22 protein-coding genes and 1 pseudogene are annotated in these 24,310 nt (G+C 58.7%); 13 read left to right on the top strand and 10 right to left on the bottom strand.

All coding sequences use genetic code 11. The features are described 5' to 3' along the window. Nucleotides 1–15: 15 nt before the first annotated feature. Both trmA and AB4O36_RS00370 read right to left on the bottom strand, forming a co-directional pair. Complete coding sequence (trmA, locus tag AB4O36_RS00365; RefSeq protein ID WP_460120664.1) at nt 16–1,095, bottom strand: tRNA (uridine(54)-C5)-methyltransferase TrmA; 1,080 nt, start codon at nt 1,093–1,095, stop codon at nt 16–18. Continuing rightward, entirely contained in the window at nt 1,092–2,387 is a 1,296-nt protein-coding gene (locus AB4O36_RS00370) for an NCS2 family permease (protein ID WP_460120666.1), read from the bottom strand. Before AB4O36_RS00370 ends, trmA begins: the two co-directional genes overlap by 4 nt. Nucleotides 2,388–2,607: 220 nt before the next feature. Here AB4O36_RS00370 and AB4O36_RS00375 point away from each other — a divergent pair, with 220 nt between their 5' ends. From AB4O36_RS00375 to AB4O36_RS00395, 5 genes are all read left to right on the top strand, one after another. Continuing rightward, entirely contained in the window at nt 2,608–3,054 is a 447-nt protein-coding gene (locus tag AB4O36_RS00375) for a DUF4879 domain-containing protein (RefSeq protein ID WP_460140870.1), read from the top strand. 66 nt (nt 3,055–3,120) lie between these two features. Then, nucleotides 3,121–3,672 (top strand): DJ-1 family glyoxalase III, encoded by a 552-nt coding sequence (locus AB4O36_RS00380; RefSeq protein ID WP_460120669.1) that lies wholly within the window; start codon nt 3,121–3,123, stop codon nt 3,670–3,672. Nucleotides 3,673–3,922: 250 nt separating this feature from the next. Beyond that, complete coding sequence (locus AB4O36_RS00385; RefSeq protein WP_460120671.1) at nt 3,923–4,456, top strand: (2Fe-2S)-binding protein; 534 nt, start codon at nt 3,923–3,925, stop codon at nt 4,454–4,456. Beyond that, nucleotides 4,453–5,439, top strand: a complete 987-nt coding sequence (locus tag AB4O36_RS00390; protein ID WP_460120673.1) for an FAD binding domain-containing protein — start codon at nt 4,453–4,455, stop codon at nt 5,437–5,439. Before AB4O36_RS00385 ends, AB4O36_RS00390 begins: the two co-directional genes overlap by 4 nt. Continuing rightward, nucleotides 5,439–7,640, top strand: a complete 2,202-nt coding sequence (locus tag AB4O36_RS00395; RefSeq protein WP_460120675.1) for a xanthine dehydrogenase family protein molybdopterin-binding subunit — start codon at nt 5,439–5,441, stop codon at nt 7,638–7,640. Before AB4O36_RS00390 ends, AB4O36_RS00395 begins: the two co-directional genes overlap by 1 nt. Here AB4O36_RS00395 and AB4O36_RS00400 read toward each other — a convergent pair. Continuing rightward, nucleotides 7,637–8,875: an MFS transporter gene (locus AB4O36_RS00400; protein ID WP_460120677.1), complete on the bottom strand. Its 1,239-nt coding sequence runs from the start codon at nt 8,873–8,875 to the stop codon at nt 7,637–7,639. The genes AB4O36_RS00395 and AB4O36_RS00400 overlap by 4 nt on opposite strands. Nucleotides 8,876–9,230: 355 nt before the next feature. On the opposite strand from AB4O36_RS00400, the gene AB4O36_RS00405 reads away from it, so the two are divergent. From AB4O36_RS00405 to AB4O36_RS00415, 3 genes are all read left to right on the top strand, one after another. Continuing rightward, nucleotides 9,231–10,673: a cytochrome ubiquinol oxidase subunit I gene (locus AB4O36_RS00405; protein WP_460140871.1), complete on the top strand. Its 1,443-nt coding sequence runs from the start codon at nt 9,231–9,233 to the stop codon at nt 10,671–10,673. Between the two features lie 3 nt (nt 10,674–10,676). Beyond that, the gene (gene cydB / locus AB4O36_RS00410; RefSeq protein ID WP_460120681.1) at nt 10,677–11,684 is read left to right on the top strand and encodes a cytochrome d ubiquinol oxidase subunit II; all 1,008 of its coding nucleotides are present in this window, start codon (nt 10,677–10,679) and stop codon (nt 11,682–11,684) included. 63 nt (nt 11,685–11,747) lie between these two features. After that, entirely contained in the window at nt 11,748–11,915 is a 168-nt protein-coding gene (locus tag AB4O36_RS00415) for a DUF2474 domain-containing protein (protein WP_460126889.1), read from the top strand. A 73-nt stretch (nt 11,916–11,988) separates the two neighbouring features. Here the strand turns inward: AB4O36_RS00415 and AB4O36_RS00420 are convergent, their stop codons facing one another. Continuing rightward, nucleotides 11,989–13,113: a methyltransferase gene (locus AB4O36_RS00420; RefSeq protein ID WP_460120683.1), complete on the bottom strand. Its 1,125-nt coding sequence runs from the start codon at nt 13,111–13,113 to the stop codon at nt 11,989–11,991. A 161-nt stretch (nt 13,114–13,274) separates the two neighbouring features. Next, nucleotides 13,275–14,000, bottom strand: a complete 726-nt coding sequence (locus AB4O36_RS00425; RefSeq protein WP_460120685.1) for a LuxR family transcriptional regulator — start codon at nt 13,998–14,000, stop codon at nt 13,275–13,277. Nucleotides 14,001–14,317: 317 nt separating this feature from the next. On the opposite strand from AB4O36_RS00425, the pseudogene AB4O36_RS00430 reads away from it, so the two are divergent. After that, a pseudogene (locus tag AB4O36_RS00430) lies at nt 14,318–15,093 on the top strand (ferredoxin--NADP reductase). Between the two features lie 42 nt (nt 15,094–15,135). Here the strand turns inward: AB4O36_RS00430 and mscL are convergent. Further along, nucleotides 15,136–15,552 (bottom strand): large-conductance mechanosensitive channel protein MscL, encoded by a 417-nt coding sequence (gene mscL, locus AB4O36_RS00435; RefSeq protein ID WP_460120689.1) that lies wholly within the window; start codon nt 15,550–15,552, stop codon nt 15,136–15,138. A gap of 603 nt (nt 15,553–16,155) precedes the next feature. Here mscL and radA point away from each other — a divergent pair. Further along, nucleotides 16,156–17,523 carry a DNA repair protein RadA gene (radA, locus tag AB4O36_RS00440; protein WP_460120691.1) on the top strand — a complete coding sequence of 456 codons (1,368 nt, stop codon included), beginning with the start codon at nt 16,156–16,158 and terminating at the stop codon, nt 17,521–17,523. Nucleotides 17,524–17,535: 12 nt separating this feature from the next. Here the strand turns inward: radA and AB4O36_RS00445 are convergent, their stop codons facing one another. After that, complete coding sequence (locus AB4O36_RS00445) at nt 17,536–17,904, bottom strand: PilZ domain-containing protein (RefSeq protein ID WP_460140872.1); 369 nt, start codon at nt 17,902–17,904, stop codon at nt 17,536–17,538. Nucleotides 17,905–18,063: 159 nt separating this feature from the next. Here AB4O36_RS00445 and AB4O36_RS00450 point away from each other — a divergent pair, with 159 nt between their 5' ends. The 3 genes from AB4O36_RS00450 (at nt 18,064) to yjiA (ending at nt 21,508) form a co-directional block, all read left to right on the top strand. After that, on the top strand, nt 18,064–20,130 hold the full coding sequence (locus AB4O36_RS00450) for a carbon starvation CstA family protein (protein ID WP_460120695.1): 2,067 nt from the start codon (nt 18,064–18,066) through the stop codon (nt 20,128–20,130). A 14-nt stretch (nt 20,131–20,144) separates the two neighbouring features. Further along, complete coding sequence (locus tag AB4O36_RS00455; RefSeq protein WP_460120698.1) at nt 20,145–20,342, top strand: YbdD/YjiX family protein; 198 nt, start codon at nt 20,145–20,147, stop codon at nt 20,340–20,342. A gap of 194 nt (nt 20,343–20,536) precedes the next feature. Further along, complete coding sequence (yjiA, locus tag AB4O36_RS00460; RefSeq protein ID WP_460140873.1) at nt 20,537–21,508, top strand: GTPase; 972 nt, start codon at nt 20,537–20,539, stop codon at nt 21,506–21,508. A 66-nt stretch (nt 21,509–21,574) separates the two neighbouring features. Here yjiA and AB4O36_RS00465 read toward each other — a convergent pair whose 3' ends face one another. The 3 genes from AB4O36_RS00465 to glyA form a co-directional block, all read right to left on the bottom strand. Continuing rightward, complete coding sequence (locus AB4O36_RS00465; protein WP_460140874.1) at nt 21,575–22,138, bottom strand: hypothetical protein; 564 nt, start codon at nt 22,136–22,138, stop codon at nt 21,575–21,577. A 22-nt stretch (nt 22,139–22,160) separates the two neighbouring features. Further along, nucleotides 22,161–22,688 carry a hypothetical protein gene (locus AB4O36_RS00470; protein WP_460140875.1) on the bottom strand — a complete coding sequence of 176 codons (528 nt, stop codon included), beginning with the start codon at nt 22,686–22,688 and terminating at the stop codon, nt 22,161–22,163. Between the two features lie 189 nt (nt 22,689–22,877). Next, nucleotides 22,878–24,131 (bottom strand): serine hydroxymethyltransferase, encoded by a 1,254-nt coding sequence (gene glyA, locus AB4O36_RS00475; RefSeq protein WP_460120705.1) that lies wholly within the window; start codon nt 24,129–24,131, stop codon nt 22,878–22,880. Between the last annotated feature and the right edge of the window lie 179 nt (nt 24,132–24,310).

The following is a 24,310-nucleotide window of genomic DNA, read 5'->3' on the forward strand; positions in this document are numbered from 1 at the left end:
AGTGCACGGTGGCAATCAACGTCGGGTCAACAACACCCCGGATTCCATGTGGTGGGTCCACGGAAACTGGTCGAACATCGCGCAGCGGGTGATGCGATGGGTGTCGTGCAACTGGGCGATGTTGTCCGCCAGGGTCTGCGGGTTGCAGGAAATGTACAGAATATTGTCGAAGCGTCGGGTCAGTTCGCAAGTGTCCGGGTCCATGCCGGCACGTGGCGGGTCGACGAAGACGCTGCCGAACTCGTAGCTCTTGAGGTCGATGCCGTGCAGTCGACGGAACGGACGGACTTCGTTAAGCGCTTCGGTCAGCTCTTCGGCGGAAAGGCGCACGAGCGTGACGTTATCCACAGCATTGTCGCTGAGGTTGCTCAGGGCTGCGTTGACCGAGGTCTTGCTGATCTCGGTGGCCAGCACTTTGCGCACGCGAGTCGCGAGGGGCAGGGTGAAGTTGCCATTGCCGCAATACAGCTCCAGCAAATCGTCAGTGCGCTCGCCCAATGCATCGTAGGCCCAATTGAGCATCTTCTGGTTGACCGTGCCATTGGGCTGCGTGAATGCACCTTCCGGTTGGCGGTAGCTGAATGTGCGGCCACCGGCCTCGAGCTGTTCGACCACGTAGTCGTGACCGATCACTTCGCGTTTGCCCTTGGAACGACCGATTACACTGACGTTCAGGTCGGCCGCCAGCTTCGATGCTGCTGCATGCCAATGCTCATCCAGAGGGCGGTGATAGCACAAGGTGATCATCGCGTCGCCGGCCAGGGTGGTTAGGAACTCCACCTGAAACAGCTTGTGGCTCAGGGCCGAACTGGCTTGCCAGGCGGCCTTGAGCTGGGGCATCAATTGGTTGATGCGCAGGCTGGCAATCGGGAATTCTTCGATCAGGATCGGCGTGCGTTTGTCTTCCTGGGAGAACATTGCGTAATGGCGTTCGCCGGCTTCACGCCACAGGCGGAACTCGGCGCGCAGGCGGAAGTTCTTCAGCGGTGAGTCGAACACCGCAGGCGCGGGCGCATCGAAAGGTGCCAGCAGGCCACGCAGACGCGTGGCTTTTTCTTCGAGCTGGACGGCGTAAGCCTGGGAATCAAAAGTCATGCGTTGAACCAACCCAACTTGATCACGAACAGAATCGACAGGATCACCAGCGCCGGGTTCAGCTCACGACCACGACCGGAAAGCAACTTGATCGCGGTCCACGAAATAAAGCCGAAAGCGATGCCATTGGCGATGGAGTACGTGAATGGCATGGCCAGGGCGGTCACTACCACTGGCGCGGCTACCGTGATGTCTTCCCAGTCTATTTCGGCCAGGCCGGACGTCATCAGTACGGCGACGAACAGCAGCGCCGGTGCAGTGGCGAAAGCGGGGACGCTGGCGGCCAGCGGCGAGAAGAACAGCGCCAGCAGGAACAGGATCGCAACCACGATAGCGGTCAGGCCGGTGCGGCCCCCGGCACTGACGCCGGCGGCCGATTCGATGTAACTGGTGGTGGTCGACGTGCCCAGCAGCGAGCCGGCCATGGCCGCGGTGCTGTCGGCGATCAGCGCGCGGCCCATTTTTGGCATGTGGCCGTCCTTGCCCATCAGGCCGGCACGCTTGGCAACGCCGATCAGGGTGCCGGAGTTGTCGAACAGGTCGACGAACAGGAAGGCGAAGATCACGCTGACCAAGCCGATGTCCAGTGCGCCCTTGATGTCCAGTTGCAGGAAGGTCGGCGCCAGCGACGGCGGCATCGACGTCACGCCGCCAAACTCGGTAAAACCCATCAGGATCGAAACGATGGTCACGGTCAAAATGCCGATCAACACGGCGCCGCGAACGGCCAGGGCTTCGAGAGCAACGATCAAGGCAAAGCCGAGCGTCGCGAGGATCGGTGCCGGTTGTTTCAGGTCACCCAGGCCCACCATGGTTGCCGGGTTGCTGACGACGATGCCGGCGTTGTGCAGGGCAATCAGCGCCAGGAACAGGCCGATACCGGCGGCGATCGCCGAGCGCAGCGGCAGCGGGATGCTGTTGATGATCCATTCGCGGATGCGGAAGATCGACAGCAGAAAGAACAGCACCGCGGAAATGAACACCGCCCCCAGCGCCACTTGCCAGGTATGACCCATGTGCAGGACCACGGTGTAGGTAAAGAAGGCATTGAGGCCCATGCCCGGCGCGAGGGCGATCGGGTAGTTGGCGATCAGGCCCATGACCGTGGAGCCGATGGCGGCTGCCAGGCAGGTCGCGACAAAGACGGCGCCCTTGTCCATGCCGGTCTCGCCGAGGATGCTCGGGTTGACGAACAGAATGTAGGCCATGGCCAGGAAGGTTGTGATGCCCGCCAGTATTTCGGTGCGCACATTGGTGTTGTGTGCCTTGAGTTGAAACAGCCTTTCCAGCATGTCTGCTCCCCGTGGCGCGCCCGGCGCCGTGAATGTATCGACCTCAACAGCAAAGCACAGACCGTTCCAGATGCCTGGGATTTTTCTGCGGGTCGGAAAAAGCCGCGCATCATACCAGCAGCGTAGCGTTGTGGCTGCTTAAGGCGGTGATCGTCGTCGATGTTTTGCGTTAAAGCCAAGTGCGCCATACTGCGCGCTGGATTTTGGGGGCGGGAATGACATGAAAAAGAGTTGGATCACCTTGTTCGGCGCTTTCGCGGCCTTCTCGCTGGGAGGGCAGGCCGCTATGGCTGCTTCGGCTGCGCCGTTGAGCCAGGTCAAGGTGCTCAAGGTCGAATCGCCGGCCTGTGGTTTCGAGAGCATCGATCCAAGGCAGGAACGGACTCGCTGCGATCACAGTGGGCCGAACATCAAGGTCTATGTGCTGGAGGTCGGTTACGGGCGCGCAGCCCAGGTCGGGCTCGACGGTTTTACGGTCAATGGTACGCGCACGCCGGTCTGCGCCTTCGATAACGGCAACCTGACCGAATGCACGGTTGGCAGAAGAACTGTCGGCTACCTGTACGTCTTTGATCTGGCCGGCAAGCAGGAAGGCACCTTCACCTTCAGCAACACCTCCATCAACGCGCCGGGCAACACGATGTCGACGCAGCTTTACATCAAGTAACGGCGCGCTTGAACAAGGGTCAGCAAAGCTGGCTACGCTTTAAGGATCATCCTGCGGATTTCGCCCATGACCTATAGAGCTTTGATTCCCCTCGCCGAGGGCATCGACGACCTGCAAGCCGTGACCCTGGTCGACGTCTTGCGCCGCGCAAAGGTAGAAGTGGTAGTCGCCAGTATCGAAGGGCGACGCATGCTCACCTGTGCCCGCGGCACCCGCATCACAGCTGATGCGATGCTGGTCGATGTACTGGCCCAGCCTTTCGACCTGATCGCATTGCCTGGGGGAGCGGTAGGTGCGCAACATCTATCAGCCCATCAACCCTTGCAACAATTGATCAAGGATCAGGTGAAGGCGGGTCGACTGTTCGCCGGTATCGGCGAAGCTCCGGCCTTGGCGTTGCAAGCGAGCGGCGCCTTGCGCCAGCGCCGCATGACCTGCCTGCCGTCAATCAGCCACCAATTGTCAGGCTGCAACTTCGTCGATCAACCGGTGGTGGTCGATGGCAACTGCGTAACGGCCCAGGGCTCGGGGAGCGCTCTGGAGTTTGCCCTGACACTGGTGGAACAACTTTGCGGCAAAGCCATAAGAGCGGCGGTGGCGGGGGAATTGGTGGTGTAGACAGGCGTGAACAGCGAGCCGTTCGATGACCGGCTGCTCCCGCTGCTCTGCTTGCCAGAGATCACAGGGTCCGTGCTGACCGTGCATGACCATGCAGTACCCGCGAAAGGTGCGGGCGTGCGAAGCCCAGGTGGCGGGCTGGTTATCCTCTGATCAATCTCCTTGAACGCTCAAACACCCCCGAAGTCGTACCCCTTATGACGGCGGTTTGCGAAAACGCCGCGAACGTACGACCAACCGTGAGGTGTATATGAACGCGACCCTTCCTGACGCGACGCCGCCGTCGTTTGTCCGTCATCCGTTGGCGCTGATACTCAACGGCAAGGAGGTCCGGCTTGAAGTCCTGCCCTGGATCACACTGCTGGATATGCTGCGCGAGCAACTGGACTTGATCGGCACGAAAAAGGGCTGCGATCACGGCCAATGCGGCGCCTGCACGGTGCTGCGCGATGGCAAGCGCGTAAATGCCTGCCTGACGTTGGCAGTGATGTGCGAGGGGGCCGAAGTCACCACCATTGAAGGCCTGGCCAGCGGTGACGAGTTGCACCCCATGCAGCAAGCCTTTATCAAGCACGACGCCTTTCAATGCGGTTATTGCACGCCAGGGCAAATCTGCTCGGCGGTGGGCCTGGCCACTGAAGGACGGGCGCAATCCAGTGCGCAGATTGCCGAAATGATGAGTGGGAACCTCTGCCGGTGTGGCGCCTATAGCAACATCCGTGCAGCGATTGAGGAAGCGCTGCCAGCCTGCCGTCAACGCGCCGGGCAGGGAGGTGGCCAATGAACCCTTTCCATTACAGCAAGCCCGCCTCAGTGCAAGAGGCCGTTCAACTCGCCGGTCCGGCGTCGCGCTTCATCGCAGGCGGTACGAACCTGCTGGACTTGATGAAGGAAAACGTCGCGCGCCCGGCGCAACTGATCGACATCACCGGGCTTGCACTCAACGAAGTCAGTGAAACAGCCACGGGCGGGGTGATGATCGGCGCGTTGGTCAGCAACGCCGACCTGGCGTGGCACCCCTTGATAGAACAACGTTACCCAATGCTGTCGCAGGCAATACTTGCGGGCGCCTCCCCGCAATTGCGCAACATGGCCAGCACGGGCGGCAATTTGTTGCAGCGTACGCGCTGCTATTACTTCTATGACGCCAGTGTGCCGTGTAACAAGCGCGAGCCGGGTAGTGGCTGTCCGGCGCGGGCAGGACTCAACCGTATTCACGCGATTCTGGGCGCCAGTTCGCAGTGTGTGGCTACGCATCCTTCGGACATGTGTGTTGCACTCGCCGCCTTGTGCGCGACGGTCCACGTCCAGGGGCGCAGCGGTGTACGCAGCATTGAGTTCGCCGATTTCCACCGCCTGCCAGGCGATACCCCTGAGCGGGATAACCAACTGGCGGATGACGAGCTGGTGACGGCAATCGAGCTGCCAGCGGCAGGTTTTGCCGAGCACAGCCATTACCTGAAAATCCGGGATCGTGCGTCCTATGCCTTTGCCCTGGTATCAGTCGCGGCGGCACTTGATTTATCTGGGCCGGTCATTCGTGAGGCACGCCTGGCGGTCGGCGGTGTGGCGCATAAACCCTGGCGCGATGAAGCGGTAGAGACCGCCCTGGTGGGCAAGGCAGCCACGCAGGAAACCTTCAGCGTTGCGGCCAATGCCTTGCTGCAGAACGCCGAACCTCTGGATCACAACGCTTTTAAAGTGGCACTGGCGCGCCGAGCCATCATTCGCGCCCTGAGCACTGCCGCGAAGGGAGGGCACGCCTGATGAAGACTTCTACCCAACCTGTGGGGCAACCGGTGGATCGCGTCGAAGGACGCCTCAAGGTCACCGGCCAGGCACGTTATGCCGGGGAGTTTCCCGAAGAGGGGTTGCTACACGGCAGTGTCGTTTCCAGCAATATCGCCTGCGGCCGCGTGATCCGCATCGATGCGTCGAAAGCCTTGGCGTTGCCCGGCGTGGTCGCGGTGATCGACCACACCAATCGGCCAGGCGTCGCCGGCTACGACGAGCCTTACGAAGACGCGGATTCGGCCGAAGGATCTCCGTTTCGCCCGCTGTACAACGACAAAGTGTTGTACAGCGGACAGCCCCTGGCGTTGGTAGTCGCGGATAACCTGGAACTGGCTCGGCATGCCGGCTCATTGATCACCGTTGAATACGAAGCCGAACCACACCAGACCGATCTGTTGAGCCTGCGAGGCCAAGCCTATCCGGCGCCAGCCGAACTGCCAAAACCTCGTGGGAATTTTCAGGCTGAGTTTGCCGGTGCCGCCTTGAGTCTGGACCTTAACTACAGCACGCCGATCGAACACCACAATCCGATGGAACCGCATGCCAGTACGGTGCTTTACCAGGCCGATGGCAGCCTGCACATTCACGACAAGACGCAAGGCACGCAGAACTGTCAGTCGTATGTGCAGAAGGTATTTGGCCTGGAGAAGGATCAGGTCAGAGTATTCGCAGCTTATGTCGGCGGGGCGTTCGGGTCCGGCCTGCGTCCGCAATACCAGCTTCCGTTGGCGGTGATGGCGGCGTTACATCTCAAGCGTTCCGTCCGCGTGACCCTCACTCGCCAGCAGATGTTCACCTTCGGCTATCGCCCGCGCACCCTGCAACGCCTGCAATTGGGCGTAGCTGCGAACGGGCGTTTGCTCGCCCTGGCGCACACCGCCATTGGCCAGACTTCGCGGTTCGAAGACTTCACTGAACATGTGGTTGAGTGGAGCGGCATGCTTTATCACTGCGACCATGTGCAGCTGGACTACAAGCTGCTGCCACTCGACGTTTATACGCCACTGGACATGCGCGCTCCCGGTGCGGCGCTGGGGCTCATCGGCCTGGAGTGTGCGATGGATGAAATGGCCTGCGCATTGGCGATTGATCCCGTGCAATTGCGCTTGCTCAATTACGCCGAGCGCAACCAGAACGAGGACAAACCTTACTCCAGCAAGGCGTTGCGTCAATGTTATGCCCAGGGTGCCCAGCGTTTTGGCTGGGACCAGCGCAATCCTGAGCCACGCAGCATGCGTCAGGGCCAGCAGTTGGTAGGTTGGGGCATGGCCGGTGGCGTCTGGGAGGCGATGCAGCAGAAGGCCAGTGCGAAGGCATCGCTCGATCAACAGGGCAAGCTGACGGTCAGCAGCGCGACCACTGACATCGGCACCGGAACCTACACGGTGATGACGCAAATCGCGGCGCAAGCGTCAGGCGTCTCTTTGAAAAATGTCACCTTTGTCCTCGGCGACTCTTCATTGCCGAAGGCACCCTTGCAGGGTGGCTCGTTCACCGTATCGTCGGTCGGCACGGCCGTGCAGCAGGCCTGTGAGGCGTTGAAGGAAAAACTGCTGGCCGTGGCGCGTCAGACGTCGGCGCAATTCACCAGCGTAACAGCTGAGCAGGCTGTTTTCGAAGCGGGCCACTTGTCGTTTGGTGAAGCACAAATCGATCTTGCCGAGCTGGTCCGAAGCAGCGGTGAAGCGCTGATTGAGGTCCAGGTAGATGCCGAACCTGATCAACAACGTGAAGCCTACGCCACTGCAACCCATTCCGCCGTGTTTGTGGAAGTGCTGGTGGACGAGGATTTGGGTTCGGTGAAGGTCAATCGCGTGGTCAGCGCCATCGCCGCAGGTCGGGTGGTCAATCCGAAAATGGCGCGTAGCCAGATCCTGGGCGGGGTAGTGTGGGGTATCGGCATGGCGTTGCACGAGGAAACACAAACCGACCATGCATTGGGGCGGCACATGAACCACAGCCTGGCCGAGTATCACATCCCGGTGAACGCCGATATCGGCGACATTGACGTGCTGTTCGTCGAAGAACACGACAAAATTGTCAATGCGCTGGGTTCAAAGGGCGTTGGCGAGATCGGCATTGTCGGGGTGGCGGCGGCGGTCGCCAACGCCATCTACCACGCCACCGGCAGGCGGGTGCGGGACTTCCCCATCACCCTCGACAAGCTGCTCTAGACCTTGGCTTCTTCAGCCGGCACATGCATGCGGTCACGATTGGCCAGGGTCGGGAACAGCTTGATCCAGACCCCGGTCACTACCAATGTACCAAGTCCGCCCATGACCACCGCCGGCACGGTGCCGAACCAATGGGCCGTGACGCCGGATTCGAACTCGCCCAACTGGTTGGAGGCGCCGATGAACAGGCCATTCACGGCGCTGACCCGGCCGCGCATCTCGTCCGGTGTTTCCAGTTGCACGAAGGAGGCCCGGATCACCATGCTGATCATGTCAGCCGCGCCCAGTACGACCAGGACCGCCAGGGAAAACCAGAACGAAGTCGAGAGGCCGAAGGCGATGGTCGCGACCCCGAACACGCCGACAGCGGTAAACATCACCCGACCGACATGGCGATCCACGGAGAACCGCGCCAGCCACAGCGACATCAACAATGCCCCCACCGCAGGAGCCGAGCGCAGCAGACCTAGCCCCCACGCCCCTGTCAGCAGGATGTCCTTGGCGAACACGGGCAGCAGCGCGGTTGCTCCGCCCAGCAGCACGGCAAAGAGGTCCAGGGAAATCGCGCCGAGAATGTCCGGACGGCTGCGGATGAAGCGAATGCCGGCCAGCAGAGAGTCCAGGGTCGCCTTGCCCTTGTTCAGCGGTGTCTGCCGAGCCGGCAGGTTAAGCATCAACGCGCAGGCGATGACGTACAGAACAACGGTCGGCCCATACACCCAGACGCTGCCAAAGGCGTAGAGCAAGCCGCCGAGAGCCGGGGCGACGATGGTCGCCGATTGTTGCGCCGACTGCGCCGCGGCGACGGCTCGGGGGAACAACGCGGGGGGCACGATGCTCGGCAGTAGCGCCTGGGTCGTCGGCATCTCGAACGAGCGGGCCGCACCGAGCAGGAACGCGAGGATGAAGATCATTTCCCGGGTGACGTGGCCCGTGGCCCCACCAATGGCCAAGGTCAATGCGATCAGCGCTTGCAGCGACTGGCAGATCGCCGCGACCTTGCGTCGGTCATATCGGTCCGCGACATGCCCGGTGTGCAGCATGAACAGAACCCGGGGAGCGAACTCCACCAGGCCGACCAAGCCCAGGTCCAGCACGTTGCCGGTCAGCTGATAAAGGTTCCAGCCGATGGCCACGGTGAGCATCTGGAAGCCGCTGGCGGTAAAAACCCGGGCCAGCCAGAACGCAATGAAAGGACGATGATGACGTAACAGCAAAGGCGCTTGGCTGGGCATCAGAGGCAGATCTTGAGCAAAGGGAACGGCGAGATTATCACCTACCTGTAACCAAAAGTTGCCGCTGTGAAAAATTTGTTAGCAAGACATCTATCTCTTCAAATCCTATGAGGCAACCTGTCACGCGGCAAAAGACCACACCGTCCATCGCCGAAAATCGGACTACTCTTTGATACAAGCTTGATCCAGATCAATGCCTTTTCCGGAATTGGTCCGGCGGCCGGATGGCCAGAATCCCCACGTTGTGATGCAGCTAAAAAAAGAACGAATTGAAATTCGCCACACTCCATATCCGTGGGGGCAGTGGATGTAGGCCGCAAGCCTTCAGCCCGTATTACCTGACAGAGGAAGACTTATGTTCGGTTTGGAGGCGCTTGAACTCGCCCGGATTCAGTTTGCGTTCACCATCTCGTTTCACATCCTGTTCCCGGCCATCACCATCGGCCTGGCGAGTTACCTGGCGGTGCTCGAAGGCCTGTGGCTGAAGACCAACAACGATACCTACCGGGACCTTTACCACTTCTGGTCGAAAATATTTGCCGTCAATTTTGGCATGGGCGTGGTGTCCGGGTTGGTGATGGCCTATCAGTTCGGTACCAACTGGAGCCGGTTTTCGGACTTCGCCGGATCGGTGACTGGCCCATTGCTGACCTACGAGGTGCTCACGGCCTTCTTCCTCGAAGCCGGTTTCCTGGGGGTGATGCTGTTCGGGTGGAACAAGGTGGGACGCAATCTGCACTTTTTCTCCACGGTCATGGTTGCTATCGGTACGCTGATCTCGACCTTCTGGATTCTTGCGTCCAACAGCTGGATGCAAACGCCCCAGGGCTTTGAAATCGTCAACGGCCAAGTGATCCCGACTGATTGGTTCGCGGTTATCTTCAACCCGTCTTTCCCCTACCGCCTGATGCACATGGCCACGGCGGCATTCGTTGCCACGGCGTTCTTCGTCGGCTCCTCGGCGGCCTGGCACTTGCTGCGCGGCAAGGACAACCCGGCGATTCGCAAGATGCTGTCGATGGCGATGTGGATGGCGTTGATCGTCGCCCCCATCCAGGCTGTCATCGGCGACTTCCACGGGCTCAACACGCTTGAACACCAGCCAGCGAAAATCGCCGCAATCGAGGGCCATTGGGAGAACAAGGGCGACGAAGCGACCCCTCTGATCCTGTTCGGCTGGCCGGACATGAAAGAGGAAAAAACCAAATTCGCCGTCGAAATTCCATACCTGGGCAGCCTGATACTCACGCACTCCCTGGACAAGCAGGTGCCGGCCCTCAAAGAGTTTCCGCCTGAAGACCGGCCGAATTCGACGATCGTGTTCTGGTCGTTCCGGGTCATGGTCGGCCTGGGGCTTCTGATGATCTTCACGGGGCTCTGGAGCCTTTGGCTGCGCAAAAGCGACAAGTTGTACACGTCCCGACCATTCCTTTATCTGGCGCTATGGATGGGGCCGTCCGGCCTGATTGCGATTCTTGCGGGCTGGTTCACCACTGAAATCGGGCGACAGCCGTGGGTGGTCTACGGCCTGATGCGCACGGCGGATGCGTCGTCCAATCACAGCGTCATACAGATGAGCATCACCCTGGTGTTGTTCGTGGTGGTGTATTTCGCGCTGTTCGGTGCCGGTTTGAGCTACATGATGCGGTTGGTACGCAAGGGGCCGACCACGGATGAAGGCAAGGAAACCAAAGACGGTGGTCCAGGCAAAAAACGCACGCCGGCTCGTCCGCTGTCCGCCGCTGACGATGACGGCCTTGATGGTGATGACCCTCGCAGCCTGAACAAGGAGATTTGAATCATGGGTATTGATCTTCCGCTGATCTGGGCCGTGATCATCATCTTCGGCATCATGATGTACGTGGTCATGGACGGCTTTGACCTGGGCATCGGGATTCTTTTCCCGTTCATCCCAGGCAAGACCGACCGCGACGTGATGATGAACACTGTTGCGCCGGTCTGGGACGGTAATGAAACCTGGCTGGTCCTGGGCGGCGCAGCGTTGTTCGGAGCGTTTCCACTGGCTTATTCGGTGGTGCTCTCAGCGTTGTACCTGCCGCTGATCTTCATGCTGATCGGGCTCATCTTTCGGGGGGTGGCGTTTGAGTTCCGATTCAAGGCCAAGGATGAGAAACGTCATCTTTGGGACAAGGCCTTCATTGGCGGTTCGGTAGCGGCGACGTTTTTCCAGGGTGTTGCCCTGGGTGCATTCATCGACGGGTTACCGGTGGTCAACCGTCAGTTTGCCGGTGGCTCACTGGACTGGCTGACGCCGTTCACGATGTTCTGTGGGGCAGCACTGGTGGTGGCTTATGCGTTGCTCGGTTGCACCTGGTTGATCATGAAGACCGAAGGCAAGTTACAGGAGCAAATGCATGATCTGGCGCGGCCGTTGGCCTTCGTGCTGTTGGCGGTGATTGGCATCGTCAGCGTCTGGACGCCGCTGGCCCATACCGAAATCGCTGCGCGCTGGTTCACATTGCCGAACCTGTTCTGGTTCCTGCCCGTGCCGATTCTGGTGCTGGTGACGATGTACGGGCTGATCCGAGCCGTGGCTCGCAACGCACATTACACGCCGTTCCTGTTGACCCTGGTGCTGATCTTCCTGGGTTACAGCGGGCTGGGCATCAGTCTCTGGCCGAACATCGTACCGCCGTCGATCTCGATCTGGGACGCGGCTGCGCCACCACAAAGCCAGGGCTTCATGCTGGTTGGCACGTTATTCATCATTCCGTTCATCCTGGGTTACACCTTCTGGAGCTATTACGTGTTCCGCGGCAAGGTCACCCATGAAGATGGGTATCACTAGCCAGCTGTTCGAGATGGCGTCATGCAGACGCCATCCACCTCCAAGACAGGGGAGCGCAACGCCATGACCGGTAAACACACCTTGCAGGAAATCGAGGCCGCCGAGAAAAAGCCGCTGTGGAAGCGCCTGGGTTGGTTGGCGATGATCTGGGCTGGCAGCGTGCTGGCGCTGTTCGTCGTCGCGAGCCTGATGCGCCTGTTCATGAATGCTGCGGGCCTTTCAACCCATTGAATTCATCCCATCCCGATGCCTTATGGCACGGATTTTCAACCCTCCAACATTGGAGGGTTTTTTTTGCGCGGGATTATTTTCGGGCCTTGAGGATCACAAACTTGGGGGTGGCCGCCACTTGCTCGACACCGCGGAACAGGCGCGCCAACTTGCTGTGATACCCCAGATGGCGATTGCCGACGATGTACAAGGCTCCGCCCACCACCAGCGCTTCGCGCGCCTGCTGGAACATACGCCAGGCGAGGAAGTCGCCCACCACTTGCTGCTGGTGGAAAGGTGGGTTGCACAACACCACGTCCAGCGATTGCGGCTCCTGGCCCGCGAGGCCATCGCCGGCACGCATGACCGCTTCTCGATCACCCAGCGCAGCGCGCCAGTTCTCGACGGCTGATTGCACGGCCATGAACGATTCATCCACCAGCGTGTAGTGCGCTTGCGGGTTCTGTAACGCGCTGGCAATGGCCAGTACGCCATTACCGCAACCGAGATCAGCCACCCGTGCACTGCCGAGATCGTTGGGCAAGTGCGGCAAAAATGCCCGGGTGCCGATGTCCAGGCCTTCCCGGCAAAACACGTTGGCATGGTTGAGCAGTTCGATCGCTGGCGTGTCGAGTCGATAGCGTGTCGGATAGGGCGAGTCTGACGTGGGTTTGGCTTCGGCCGTAGCGATCAACAGTCGCGCTTTTTTCACCGCCAGCGAGGCTTGCACCGGGCCGATGTAGCGTTCGAGCAGATCCCCGGCGGCACGTGGCAAATGCTTGATCATGGCGGCGGCAATGACCTGGGCCCCGGGCGCCAGTTGTGCTTGCAGGCGGATCAATTGTTCTTCCAGCAGAGCCAGCGTCTTGGGAACTCGGATCAATACCCGGTCGAACGGCCCGGTGAAGCTTTCACTGGCAGGAACCTTCGGCACGGCATCGAACGCCAGGTCGTTACGGGCCAGGTTTTTTTCCAGCCCCTGAAATGCCAGAAACGAGTCGCCGCTGCTGGTGACCTGAACGTTGCCCACAAGGCTTGCGGCCAATGCACCAAAGCTATCGTTGAGCACCAGAACGCGAGTGTCCAGCGAGGGTTGTTGCTCCGCCAGGAAATTGAGCAGGTATTCGTCTGCCGCATCAAATGCTTGCAGCGGTTCATTCTGCTGCTCCGGCTGGCGGATCAGGTCAAGTCGGGCGAAAGGCGTTTCGAGCAAGGGCATGGGGCGGGGCTCTGGGTGATCAACGGGTATCCCGCGGCCCAGGGGCGTCGGAGCGGGCGAAACCGTCCGAGTGTACAGCGCCGTGAAAAGTCACACGTTCAACACTCTGGAGGCGTCGCAAATGGTACGTTTTTTTCTTCTGGATTACTTGCAGGTTTTCATCAGCTTGGGATCGACGGACTGTTGAGGTAACCCGCCTTGATGGCCGCTATGATCGCGGAGATCTTATTGTTGACACCGAGTTTCTCGATGGCGCTCTGAATATGGAAATGGATCGTGCGCGGGCTCAAATTGAGGATTCTGGCGCTCTCATCTGCGGTCTTGCCCGCTGCCGCCAATTTCAGCACATCGACTTCCCGAACGGACAGGTGGGGTGCTGGTGGTTTCATGGGCAACGATTGCAACGCCAATTGGTGCAGGTGGCGCCCCATGAATACTGAAAATCCAAGGTTTTCGTAGAGTTCCAGAGGGGTGATCGGGCAATCGCTCCTCGACAGACTGAAGATACTGCACAGGCCGCTTTCTTCGTCATGCAACGCTTGGGACCAACCGTGCTGGATGCCGTGCGCTTCAAGCGCTTCCCAAAGTGTTGGCGTGTTGGCAAACAGTTGCTCTGTCCACAACACGGGCAACATTGAGTGGTTGCAATGTGCTATTACCGGATCAATCGAGCTGAAGGTTTCGTTCGCATACTCGGTGCTCCATCCTGGCGGGAAATTATGCCGTCCAATAGTACTGGACTGATTGTGTTTGGTTTTCCAAGTCGCTGAAAAGGCGAAAAATTTAAATCCGATATTCTGAGCAAAGCCGAGTGCGCTGCGGTATGCGGAATCTATATCCGTCGTGCACGACAGTTGAGTGAGTTGGTACTCCTTCCATCGTTCCATCACGATTCTCCAGATATCTCTCTTATAGGGTGCACTTTGGATCCGAGATCCTGCACGTTGTCGGATTGTAGGATGCTTCTTACAATTGGGTGAGATTTTTTCGTTTACCGAAACCCTTTAAATTAATTATCCAGTTCTATTGCATTCTATGGTGGTTTTAATATTAAGGGGTTCCTCCATTAACCGAGTAACCACTCTAACGGTTATTCAAAGAGCAGTGATATTTCAGGCGCGACCCTTAAAGTCATTACAAAACGAAGGTGTTTAATTCATCTGCTTTGCGGGACACTGGTACTACCTGTCCAATGGAGCGCCCCATGACTGCCAGCGCCGAAAAATTCACCCAGCAGACCCTGCTCGATGTCTGCCCGTTGACCCCGAACCTGTTCACGCTGCGCACAACGAGGGATCCGGGATTCCGTTTTCGTGCGGGGCAATTCGCGCGTTTGGGGGTCAGCAAGCCCGATGGCAGCACGGTATGGCGGGCTTACTCCATGGTTTCCTCGCCTTTTGACGAGTTCCTCGAGTTCTTTTCCATCGTGGTTCCGGGGGGGAATTTACCAGTGAGCTTAGCCGCCTTGGCGTGGGGGATACCTTGTTGGTCGAGCGCCAGGCCTTTGGTTACCTCACGCTCGATCGTTTCGTAGACGGCCGTGACCTCTGGTTGTTGGCCACGGGCACTGGAGTGGCGCCGTTCCTGTCGATCCTGCAGGATTTCGAGGTGTGGGAGCGGTTCGAGCGAATCCTGCTGGTCTACAGCGTGCGTGAAGGGGCAGAGTTGGCTTATCAGGACTTGATTGCAGGCTTGGCGCAGCGAGACTACCTGGCCGAGTACGCGCACAAATTGCAGTTCATTCCCACCGTTACACGTGAGTCGCACGCCGGTGCCTTGAACGGACGGATCACCACCTTGCTGGATAACGGCGAGTTGGAGCGAGTGGCGGGCGTGCCCATGACGGCCGAGCATTCCCGGGTAATGCTTTGCGGCAATCCGCAGATGATCGACGACACGCGCAAGCTGCTTAAACAGCGCGACATGAACCTGAGCCTCAGCCGCCGTCCCGGCCAAGTGGCAGTGGAAACCTACTGGTAAAAAAAACGGCGCCTGGAGGGCGCCGTCACTATTTGCATCCTGTCACTCAGGCCTTTGGTTCTGGGCTTTGAGAAGGTCGCGAATCTCCCCCAGCAACTCCTCTTCCTTGGTCGGAACAGGAGGCAGGCTAGGCGCGACAGCTTCTTCGCGCTTCAAACGGTTGATGGCTTTGACGCCCATGAAGATGGCGAAGGCGACAATGATGAAGTCGATCACCGTCTGGATGAATTTGCCGTACGCCAGCATGACCGCAGGGGTGGCGCCGTCGGCGGCCTTGAGCGTTATGGCAAGGTCGCTGAAGTCCACACCGCCGATCAGCAGCCCCAGGGGTGGCATGATCACGTCGCCGACGAACGACGAAACGATCTTGCCGAACGCGGCACCGATGATGATACCGACAGCCATGTCGACCACGTTTCCCTTGACCGCGAAGGCCTTGAACTCACTTATTACGCCCATAGGTATTTCCTTGTTACAGATGAGGTTGGTAATGCAGTGTAAGTCAGGCAAAGGCATCTCGCTCGAAACAACTGCTTGCAGGTCTTGCCTGCAGTCGACCGGGCAGGCAGAAAAAAGTTTACAGAAAGGGCAGCCTCGGGCCTGCTTGTCACTCGGTCCTTTTCTCGACATTGTACTGGTTCATCGTTGATACACGGGCGAACATTGGGTTGTATAAGTCTGACGCAACGAACTCGTGAAGTTTGAAAACCTGTCTTCACACTATTTTACATTTATGGTGGGGGAGGACAGGCGTGTGTGTTGGGATTACTTGAAATAATCAAGGCGATATTGAAGTGCCATCAAATAAGCCTTATGTATTGAAAGGTTATTATGGTTTTTATGTTGTACATCTATTGTTCGTGTTCCGGAAGTTTTGTACAGTTTTTCTTTAGGTAGTTAATCAGCGGTGATCTGTATACCGGGCTGTTGTACAAATTTTTGCTGTTGCTCTGTGACATGCACAAATAAAGAGTCGTGGCGTTACTGTGAAGTTTCATTTATGGAGTGCACGCGCCGATTCAGCCCAGCTGCGCTATCATCGCAATTTTCCCCGGAGTTCAGATGGCCAAGGCCAAACGCATGTATGGCTGCACCGAGTGTGGCGCAACGTTCCCAAAGTGGGCCGGCCAATGCGCAGAATGCGGTGCCTGGAATACCCTGACGGAAACCATGGTCGAGAGTGGTGGTGCCGCTGCTCCCAGTGGTCGCACAGGCTGGACAGGCCAGCAGGCGCAGATCAAGACGCTGGCGGAGGTCAGTGTCGAGGAAATTCCGCGTTTCTCCACGGCTTCCAGTGAACTCGATCGGGTGCTGGGTGGCGGTCTGGTAGATGGCTCCGTGGTGCTCATCGGCGGCGACCCCGGCATCGGCAAATCGACCATTTTGTTGCAGACCCTGTGCAACATCGCCAAAGGGATGTCGGCACTGTACGTCACGGGAGAGGAGTCCCAGCAACAGGTGGCCATGCGTGCCCGGCGCCTGGGTTTGCCGCAGGATCAACTGAGGGTCATGACCGAAACCTGCATCGAAACCATCATTGCCACCGCCCGGGTGGAAAAGCCCAAGGTGATGGTGATCGATTCGATCCAGACGATCTTCACCGAACAGTTGCAATCGGCTCCAGGCGGCGTGTCCCAGGTCCGCGAGAGTGCGGCGTTGCTGGTACGTTATGCCAAACAGAGCGGTACGGCGATTTTCCTGGTGGGCCACGTGACCAAGGAGGGCGCGCTGGCGGGCCCGCGAGTGCTGGAGCACATGGTCGACACCGTGCTGTATTTCGAGGGCGAGTCCGATGGACGCTTGCGTTTGCTGCGTGCGGTGAAAAACCGCTTCGGTGCAGTCAATGAACTGGGCGTGTTCGGCATGACCGACAAGGGTTTGAAGGAGGTCTCCAACCCGTCGGCGATCTTTCTGACCCGAGCCCAGGAAGAAGTGCCGGGCAGTGTGGTCATGGCAACGTGGGAAGGCACTCGGCCAATGCTGGTGGAAGTCCAGGCACTGGTGGATGACAGCCACCTGGCCAATCCGCGAAGGGTCACGCTGGGTCTGGATCAGAATCGGCTGGCGATGTTGCTGGCGGTGCTGCACCGCCATGGGGGCATTCCGACCCACGATCAGGACGTGTTCCTCAACGTGGTCGGCGGGGTGAAAGTCCTGGAAACCGCGTCCGACCTGGCCTTGATGGCTGCTGTCATGTCCAGCCTGCGCAACCGGCCACTGCCCCATGATTTGCTGGTGTTTGGCGAAGTGGGGTTGTCCGGCGAAGTGCGGCCCGTGCCGAGCGGCCAGGAACGTTTGAAAGAAGCCGCCAAACATGGCTTCAAGCGCGCCATCGTACCCAAGGGCAACGCGCCGAAAGAGGCGCCTGCCGGGTTGAAGATCATCGCCGTGACGCGCCTGGAACAGGCGCTCGACGCGTTGTTCGAGTAAGCCTCTGGGCGCTCAGACTTCGATCAGGGCGCCCAACTCCCGCTCGAGTTCCTGTGGATCGCCCAGATTGAGTTCGATCAGGCGCCGCAGGCGTTCGATGGATTCCAGGCTGATATGCCGGCAAACGAAACCCAGTTGTCCGCGTTCTTCATGGGTCAGTTGCACATCCATCGTGATCTCGACGTCATCGCTCAAATGAATGTCGACGCAAAACGCCTCATCGCGATTGCCCAGCCATGGATCGGGGCGCTCGATGAGCAAGCCCTTGAGTGACAGGTCCACCAGCTTCACCGGCCAGATGAACGCGCCCTGGATCAGCTCGGTTTGGGCATCGAACGCAATTCGTTTGAAGCGGCGGCGATCGGCGGGGTGCTCGCTCATGGCGCAATCCTCCAGTGGGTTCGCTGACTATAGACCCCGATTGTCCAGGCCTGCCAGCCGGCGTCGGTGGCTAGACGAATGTCGGGTATGGTCTTTGCCGTCAGGAGAGCTAAACTCGGGGTGGCTGTCTTTCTTGTCCACCCTGGCTGGAATAATAAAATGAAAAATAACAATAGCCTGCTACGCCACATACCCTGGCTGCTGCTGGCAATCGTGGGAGCGTGCGCCCTTGGCGTAGTGGCATTGCGTCGAGGCGAGGCGATCAACGCCTTGTGGATTGTGGTCGCTGCGGTGGCCATCTATCTCGTCGCCTACCGCTATTACAGTCTGTTCATCGCCAACAACGTGATGCAACTCGATCCACGTCGGGCTACCCCTGCCGTGCTCAATAACGACGGTCTGGACTATGTGCCGACCAACAAGCACATTCTGTTCGGTCACCACTTCGCCGCCATCGCGGGCGCGGGGCCACTGGTCGGTCCGGTCCTGGCTGCGCAGATGGGCTATCTGCCCGGTACGTTGTGGCTGATCGCCGGCGTGGTGCTGGCCGGTGCGGTGCAGGACTTCATGGTCCTGTTCCTCTCCACCCGCCGCAACGGTCGCTCCCTGGGCGACATGGTCCGTGAGGAAATGGGTCGTATCCCCGGCACTATCGCCCTGTTTGGCTGCTTCCTGATCATGATCATCATCCTCGCGGTGCTGGCGCTGATCGTGGTCAAGGCCCTGGCCGAGAGTCCGTGGGGCATTTTCACGGTGATCGCGACCATCCCGATCGCGATGTTCATGGGCGTCTACATGCGCTACATCCGTCCGGGTCGCATCGGCGAAATCTCGGTGATCGGCGTGTTGTTGCTGCTGGGTTCCATTTGGCTGGGCGGGCAGATCGCTGCCGATCCGGTCTGGGCCAAGGCCTTCACCTTCACCGGGATCCAGATCACGTGGATGCTGATCGGTTACGGTTTTGTTGCCGCCGTATTGCCGGTGTGGCTGATCCTGGCGCCGCGTGACTACCTCTCCACCTTCCTGAAAATCGGCACCATCATCGCCTTGGCGATCGGTATCCTGGTGACCATGCCCGAGCTGAAAATGCCGGCATTGACCCAGTTCGTCGACGGCACTGGCCCGGTCTGGAAGGGCGGTCTGTTCCCGTTCCTGTTCATCACCATCGCCTGCGGCGCGGTATCGGGCTTCCATGCGCTGATCTCGTCGGGCACCACGCCGAAACTGCTGGATAACGAAACCAACGCCCGTTACATCGGGTACGGTGGCATGCTCATGGAGTCCTTCGTGGCCATCATGGCCATGGTTGCCGCGTCGGTGATCGAGCCGGGCGTGTACTTCGCCATGAACAGCCCCGCAGCCGTCGTTGGCGGTGACGTGGTGGCTGTGGCGCAAACCGTCAGCAGCTGGGGTTTTGCCATTACCCCCGAGGCGCTGCAAGCGGTGGCCAAGGACATCGGTGAAACCACCATCCTGGCCCGTGCTGGCGGTGCGCCGACCCTGGCGGTCGGCATCGCGCAGATCCTGCACAGTGTCCTGCCGGGTGAAAACACCATGGCGTTCTGGTATCACTTCGCGATCCTGTTCGAAGCCTTGTTCATCCTGACGGCCGTGGATGCCGGTACTCGTGCCGGGCGTTTCATGCTGCAGGACCTGCTGGGCTCCTTCGTGCCTGCGCTCAAACGCACCGAATCCTGGACCGCCAACCTGATCGCCACCGCCGGTTGTGTGGCCATGTGGGGCTGGCTGCTGTATCAGGGCGTGATCGACCCGCTGGGTGGCATCAATACCCTGTGGCCGCTGTTCGGTATTTCCAACCAGATGCTGGCCGGTATCGCACTGATGCTCGGCACGGTCGTGCTGATCAAAATGAAGCGTCAGCGCTACGTCTGGGTCACCATGCTGCCTGCGGTCTGGTTGCTAATCTGCACTTCCACTGCCGGCTTCATCAAGCTGTTCGACGCCAACCCGGCGATCGGCTTCCTGTCCCTGGCGAAGAAGTACAGCGATGCGCTGGCTAATGGTCAGGTCCTGGCCCCAGCCAAGAGCGTCGAGCAGATGCAGCACGTGATCTTCAATGCCTACACCAACGCAACGCTGACGGCGCTGTTCCTGTTTGTGGTGTTCAGTATCCTGTTCTATGCGCTCAAGGTTGGCATTGCCGCCTGGGGCAAAAAAGAGCGTACGGATAAAGAAGCGCCGTTCCAGGCATTGCCGGACGCTTGATCGAGGAGTGCAGCATGTTCAATGACCTGAGTCGCCTCGGTAAATACCTCGGTCAGGCTGCACGCCTGATGGTCGGCATGCCCGACTACGATACCTACGTCGAGCACATGCAGACCAAACACCCGGACAAACCGGTGATGAGCTACGAGGTGTTCTTCCGGGAGCGCCAGGAAGCCCGTTACGGTGGCAAGGGTGGGCCGAAGTGTTGTTGAGCTAACGGCCTGGTTAGCGCGATACCCCTGTGGGAGCGGCGTTGCGACGATTCGACTTGCTCGCGAAAGCGGTGTGTCATTCAACATTGATGTTGACTGACACGGCCTAATCGCGAGCAAGTCGAATCGTCGCACCGCCGCTCCCACATTTGTTTTGTGTTTTTCTTCAGATTTCATATGACAGGAGATTCAGTGTGTCCTCCCCCATGCCCGTCACGATCCTCAGTGGCTTTCTCGGCGCCGGCAAGACCACGTTGCTGCGCCACTTGCTCAAGGCCGAGCACGGCCTGAAAATCGCCGTGATCGAGAACGAATTCAGTGACGCCGGTATCGACACCCAACTGCTGGGTGATGAGCCGGTGCAAGTGATGACGCTGTCCAACGGCTGCGTCTGCTGCACCATCCACACTGACCTGACCAAGGCGCTGTACTTGCTGCTCGAGCGCCTGGACAGCGGCGAGCTGGCTTTTGACCGGCTGGTGATCGAGTGCACCGGCCTGGCGGACCCTGCGCCTGTGGCGCAAACCTTCTTCATCGATGAAGAACTGCGCGAACGTTACATCCTCGACGGCATCATCACTCTGGTCGACGCAGCGCATGCCGAGGTACATCTGACACAGACCATCGCCCAGGCTCAGATCGGCTTCGCCGACCGCTTGCTGGTGAGCAAACGCGATCTGGTGGACGAGGTGACCCTCAACGCCTTGAGCGAGCGCCTGACCCGCATCAATCGCCGCGCCCCGATTCGTCTGGTGGACCACGGGAATATCGACCTGGCTGAACTGCTCGACGTGCGCGGCTTCAATCTCAATGCCGACCTCGGTGGCGGCCTGAGTTTGCGGCCGGTGAGCGTCGCGCCCTCTATTGATCGAATTTCCAGCTTGGTGCTGCGCACTGACAAACCGCTGGATATCGACAAGCTCAGCGAGTTCATGAACGAACTGCTGGAAGACCATGGTAAGCAACTGCTTCGCTACAAAGGCGTGCTGAACATTCAGGGCGAGCCGCGGCGTATGGTGTTTCAGGGTGTGCTGAAGCTGTACGGCTTCGACTGGGATACCGAATGGGCCATCGATGAGCCGCGCGAAAGCGTGATCGTGTTCATCGCCGATGATCTGCCGCAGGAGAAGATCCAGGCGGGGTTCGCCAGGATGGCGGCGGATTGACCTCGGGCGTTGCTTGCGAAACGAGCGGGCGAGCTGACTCGCCCGCTGAAACCCGCTCCTGGCGCATCAAACTTCATCAGGATGGTTGATGTAAGGGGCGTTTCTTTCGAGAATCTTCAATTTGAAGGGGAGCGGCAGTCCACCCTTATTACCAATGAATACATGCCTGGAGTGATGAGAACTCTGCGCATGAATCAGGCCTGAATTCTTGAGTCGTAGAAAAATCGTAGTTTCATCTGCCTGTATATGATCCAGATTGATGGTTGAATTCAGAGTGTCCACCAAGTGGAATAAAGATGCTTCGCCGGGTGGGAATGCACCAATCAGATTGTTGTCGTGGCTCAGGCATTTTCCGAAGTGTTGTCCAGGCGTCCTGATATAAAGCGTATAGCCATAGTGCGCATGTCTGAAATAGAGTGTTAATGAAAGATCTGGTGGTGCAGATGTATTCGGTCGCAATGCCAGGAAATGGGAGTGGTCAAGTTTTCGCGGGCGACCGGTAAATACGCCGCCACTGAAGTTTGGGTTGACGATGTAGACTGGCTCACCGTGAAACATGTCGAGAAAATGCATTTGCTTATCGTCGACATTCAAGGTCGCAATGAAAGATTTCTGTCGGTCGGTCGTCATGAGCGGCTCCTTGCCTGGATGATCAAGCCGCGCCGCGACTGATGATGTTGAGCGTGATATCCAACGGCTTGGAGCGTGGTGATTCGGTGCAGACCAGGCCGCCGACCTTGGTGTTGCCTCGCACGCTCAGGGTTTTGCCACCCCGGGTCTGTATCCTGACGGTTGGGGTGTGACTGTTGAATTGTTCAGGGGTGAGGATGCGGCCCTGTGCATCGAGCAGGTTGTAAGTGGTTTGCTCGTTATTGGGCGCGAAGGCTGCGATGAAGTCCTTTTCCTCGTTGCTCAAGGCCTGACGGTGATAGATGTCGTTGGTTAAAAGATAAATCGAGTAGTAGTCTTCGATGCAATAGAAGTAGAAATTGATTTTTTGTGGTGCACCTTTTAGTACGCAAAGATAGTTTGAAACGTCCATGTTTGCTTCAAATGACCAGGCGTCGTAATCCGGTTTTTTAATGTGCACGGTTCTACCGTAAGTGAGTTTGGGTAGGTGCAGGTTTCCATGGTGGGTAGTGGCCGAGGCTACAAATGAGCGCTCTTTGTTCTGACTCATGCAATTCATTCCATTGTGCATTGGGTTTGATTGTTCCGGGTATATCCGGTGATGATTAAACTATCAGCAATGAAGTTTGAGTGAGTCGCCCATTTGATGATCTGATGTTTCAAGTACATCTTTCAACGGTCGAATCTCGGGCAAAAAAAATCCCGGCCACCGGGGCCGGGATTTTTCAATGACCTGCTATCAGGCGCCGTAAACGGGCAGCTTTTTGCAGATGGCTTTGACTTTCTCACGAACGGCGTCGATCACCGCTTCGTTGTTCAGGTCGGCCAGGATGTCGCAGATCCAGCCCGCCAGCTCCTTGCACTCGGCTTCCTTGAAACCACGAGTGGTCACGGCCGGGGTGCCGAAGCGCAGGCCGGAAGTGACGAACGGGGAGCGTGGGTCGTTTGGCACGGAGTTCTTGTTCACGGTGATGAAAGCTTTGCCCAGTGCGGCGTCAGCATCTTTCCCGGAGATTTCCTGCTTGATCAGCGACAGCAGGAACAGGTGGTTCTCAGTACCGCCGGAAACCACGTCGAACCCGCGCTCGATGAATACGCTGGCCATGGCCTGGGCGTTTTTCACCACTTGTTGCTGGTAAGCCTTGAACTCAGGCTGCAGTGCTTCCTTGAAGCAGATCGCTTTGGCGGCGATGACGTGCTCCAGCGGGCCACCCTGGGCGCCCGGGAATACGGCGGAGTTCAGTTTCTTCTCGATGTCGGCGTTGGCACGCGCCAGGATCAGGCCGCCACGTGGACCGCGCAGGGTCTTGTGGGTGGTGGTGGTCACCACGTCAGCGAATGGAACCGGGTTCGGGTAGACACCTGCGGCAACCAGGCCGGCCACGTGGGCCATGTCAACGAACAGGTAGGCGCCAACCTTGTCGGCGATTGCACGGAAGCGCGGGAAGTCGAGGATCTGCGAGTAGGCGGAGAAACCGGCCACGATCATTTTCGGCTTATGCTCGACCGCCAGGCGCTCGACTTCGTCGTAGTCGATCAGGCCGTTGGCGTCGATGCCGTACTGGATAGCGTTGTACAGCTTGCCCGAGGACGAAACGCTGGCGCCATGGGTCAGGTGACCGCCGTGGGCCAGGCTCATGCCCAGGATGGTGTCGCCAGCCGACAGCAGGGCCAGATAAACGGCGCTGTTGGCTTGCGATCCGGCGTGTGGTTGAACGTTGGCGTAGTCGGCGCCGAACAGCTGCTTGGCGCGGTCGATGGCCAGTTGCTCAACCACGTCGACGTACTCACAACCGCCGTAGTAGCGCTTGCCTGGGTAGCCTTCGGCGTATTTGTTGGTCAGCACCGAGCCTTGAGCTTCCATCACCGCAGGGCTGGTGTAGTTTTCCGAAGCGATCAGCTCAATGTGCTCTTCCTGGCGCTGAGCTTCTTGCTCCATGGCGGCAAAGAGATCGGCGTCGTACTTGGCAATAGTCAAATCACGGCTGAACATGGCGGTCCTCAAGGATCGGGGGCAGAAAAGGGGGGCATTCTAACCCAACCGCTTTTGGAAGGGCTATGAAACACAATCACGTTGTGGATAAGCGGGCTTCAAGCTGTTAGCCGCAAGCAACAAGTAAAAGCTGATTCGCTGTTGCTTGCAGCTTGCAGCTTGCAGCTCTTTTTTTGTTT

It is taken from the genome of Pseudomonas sp. S2_E01, assembly GCF_054668365.1.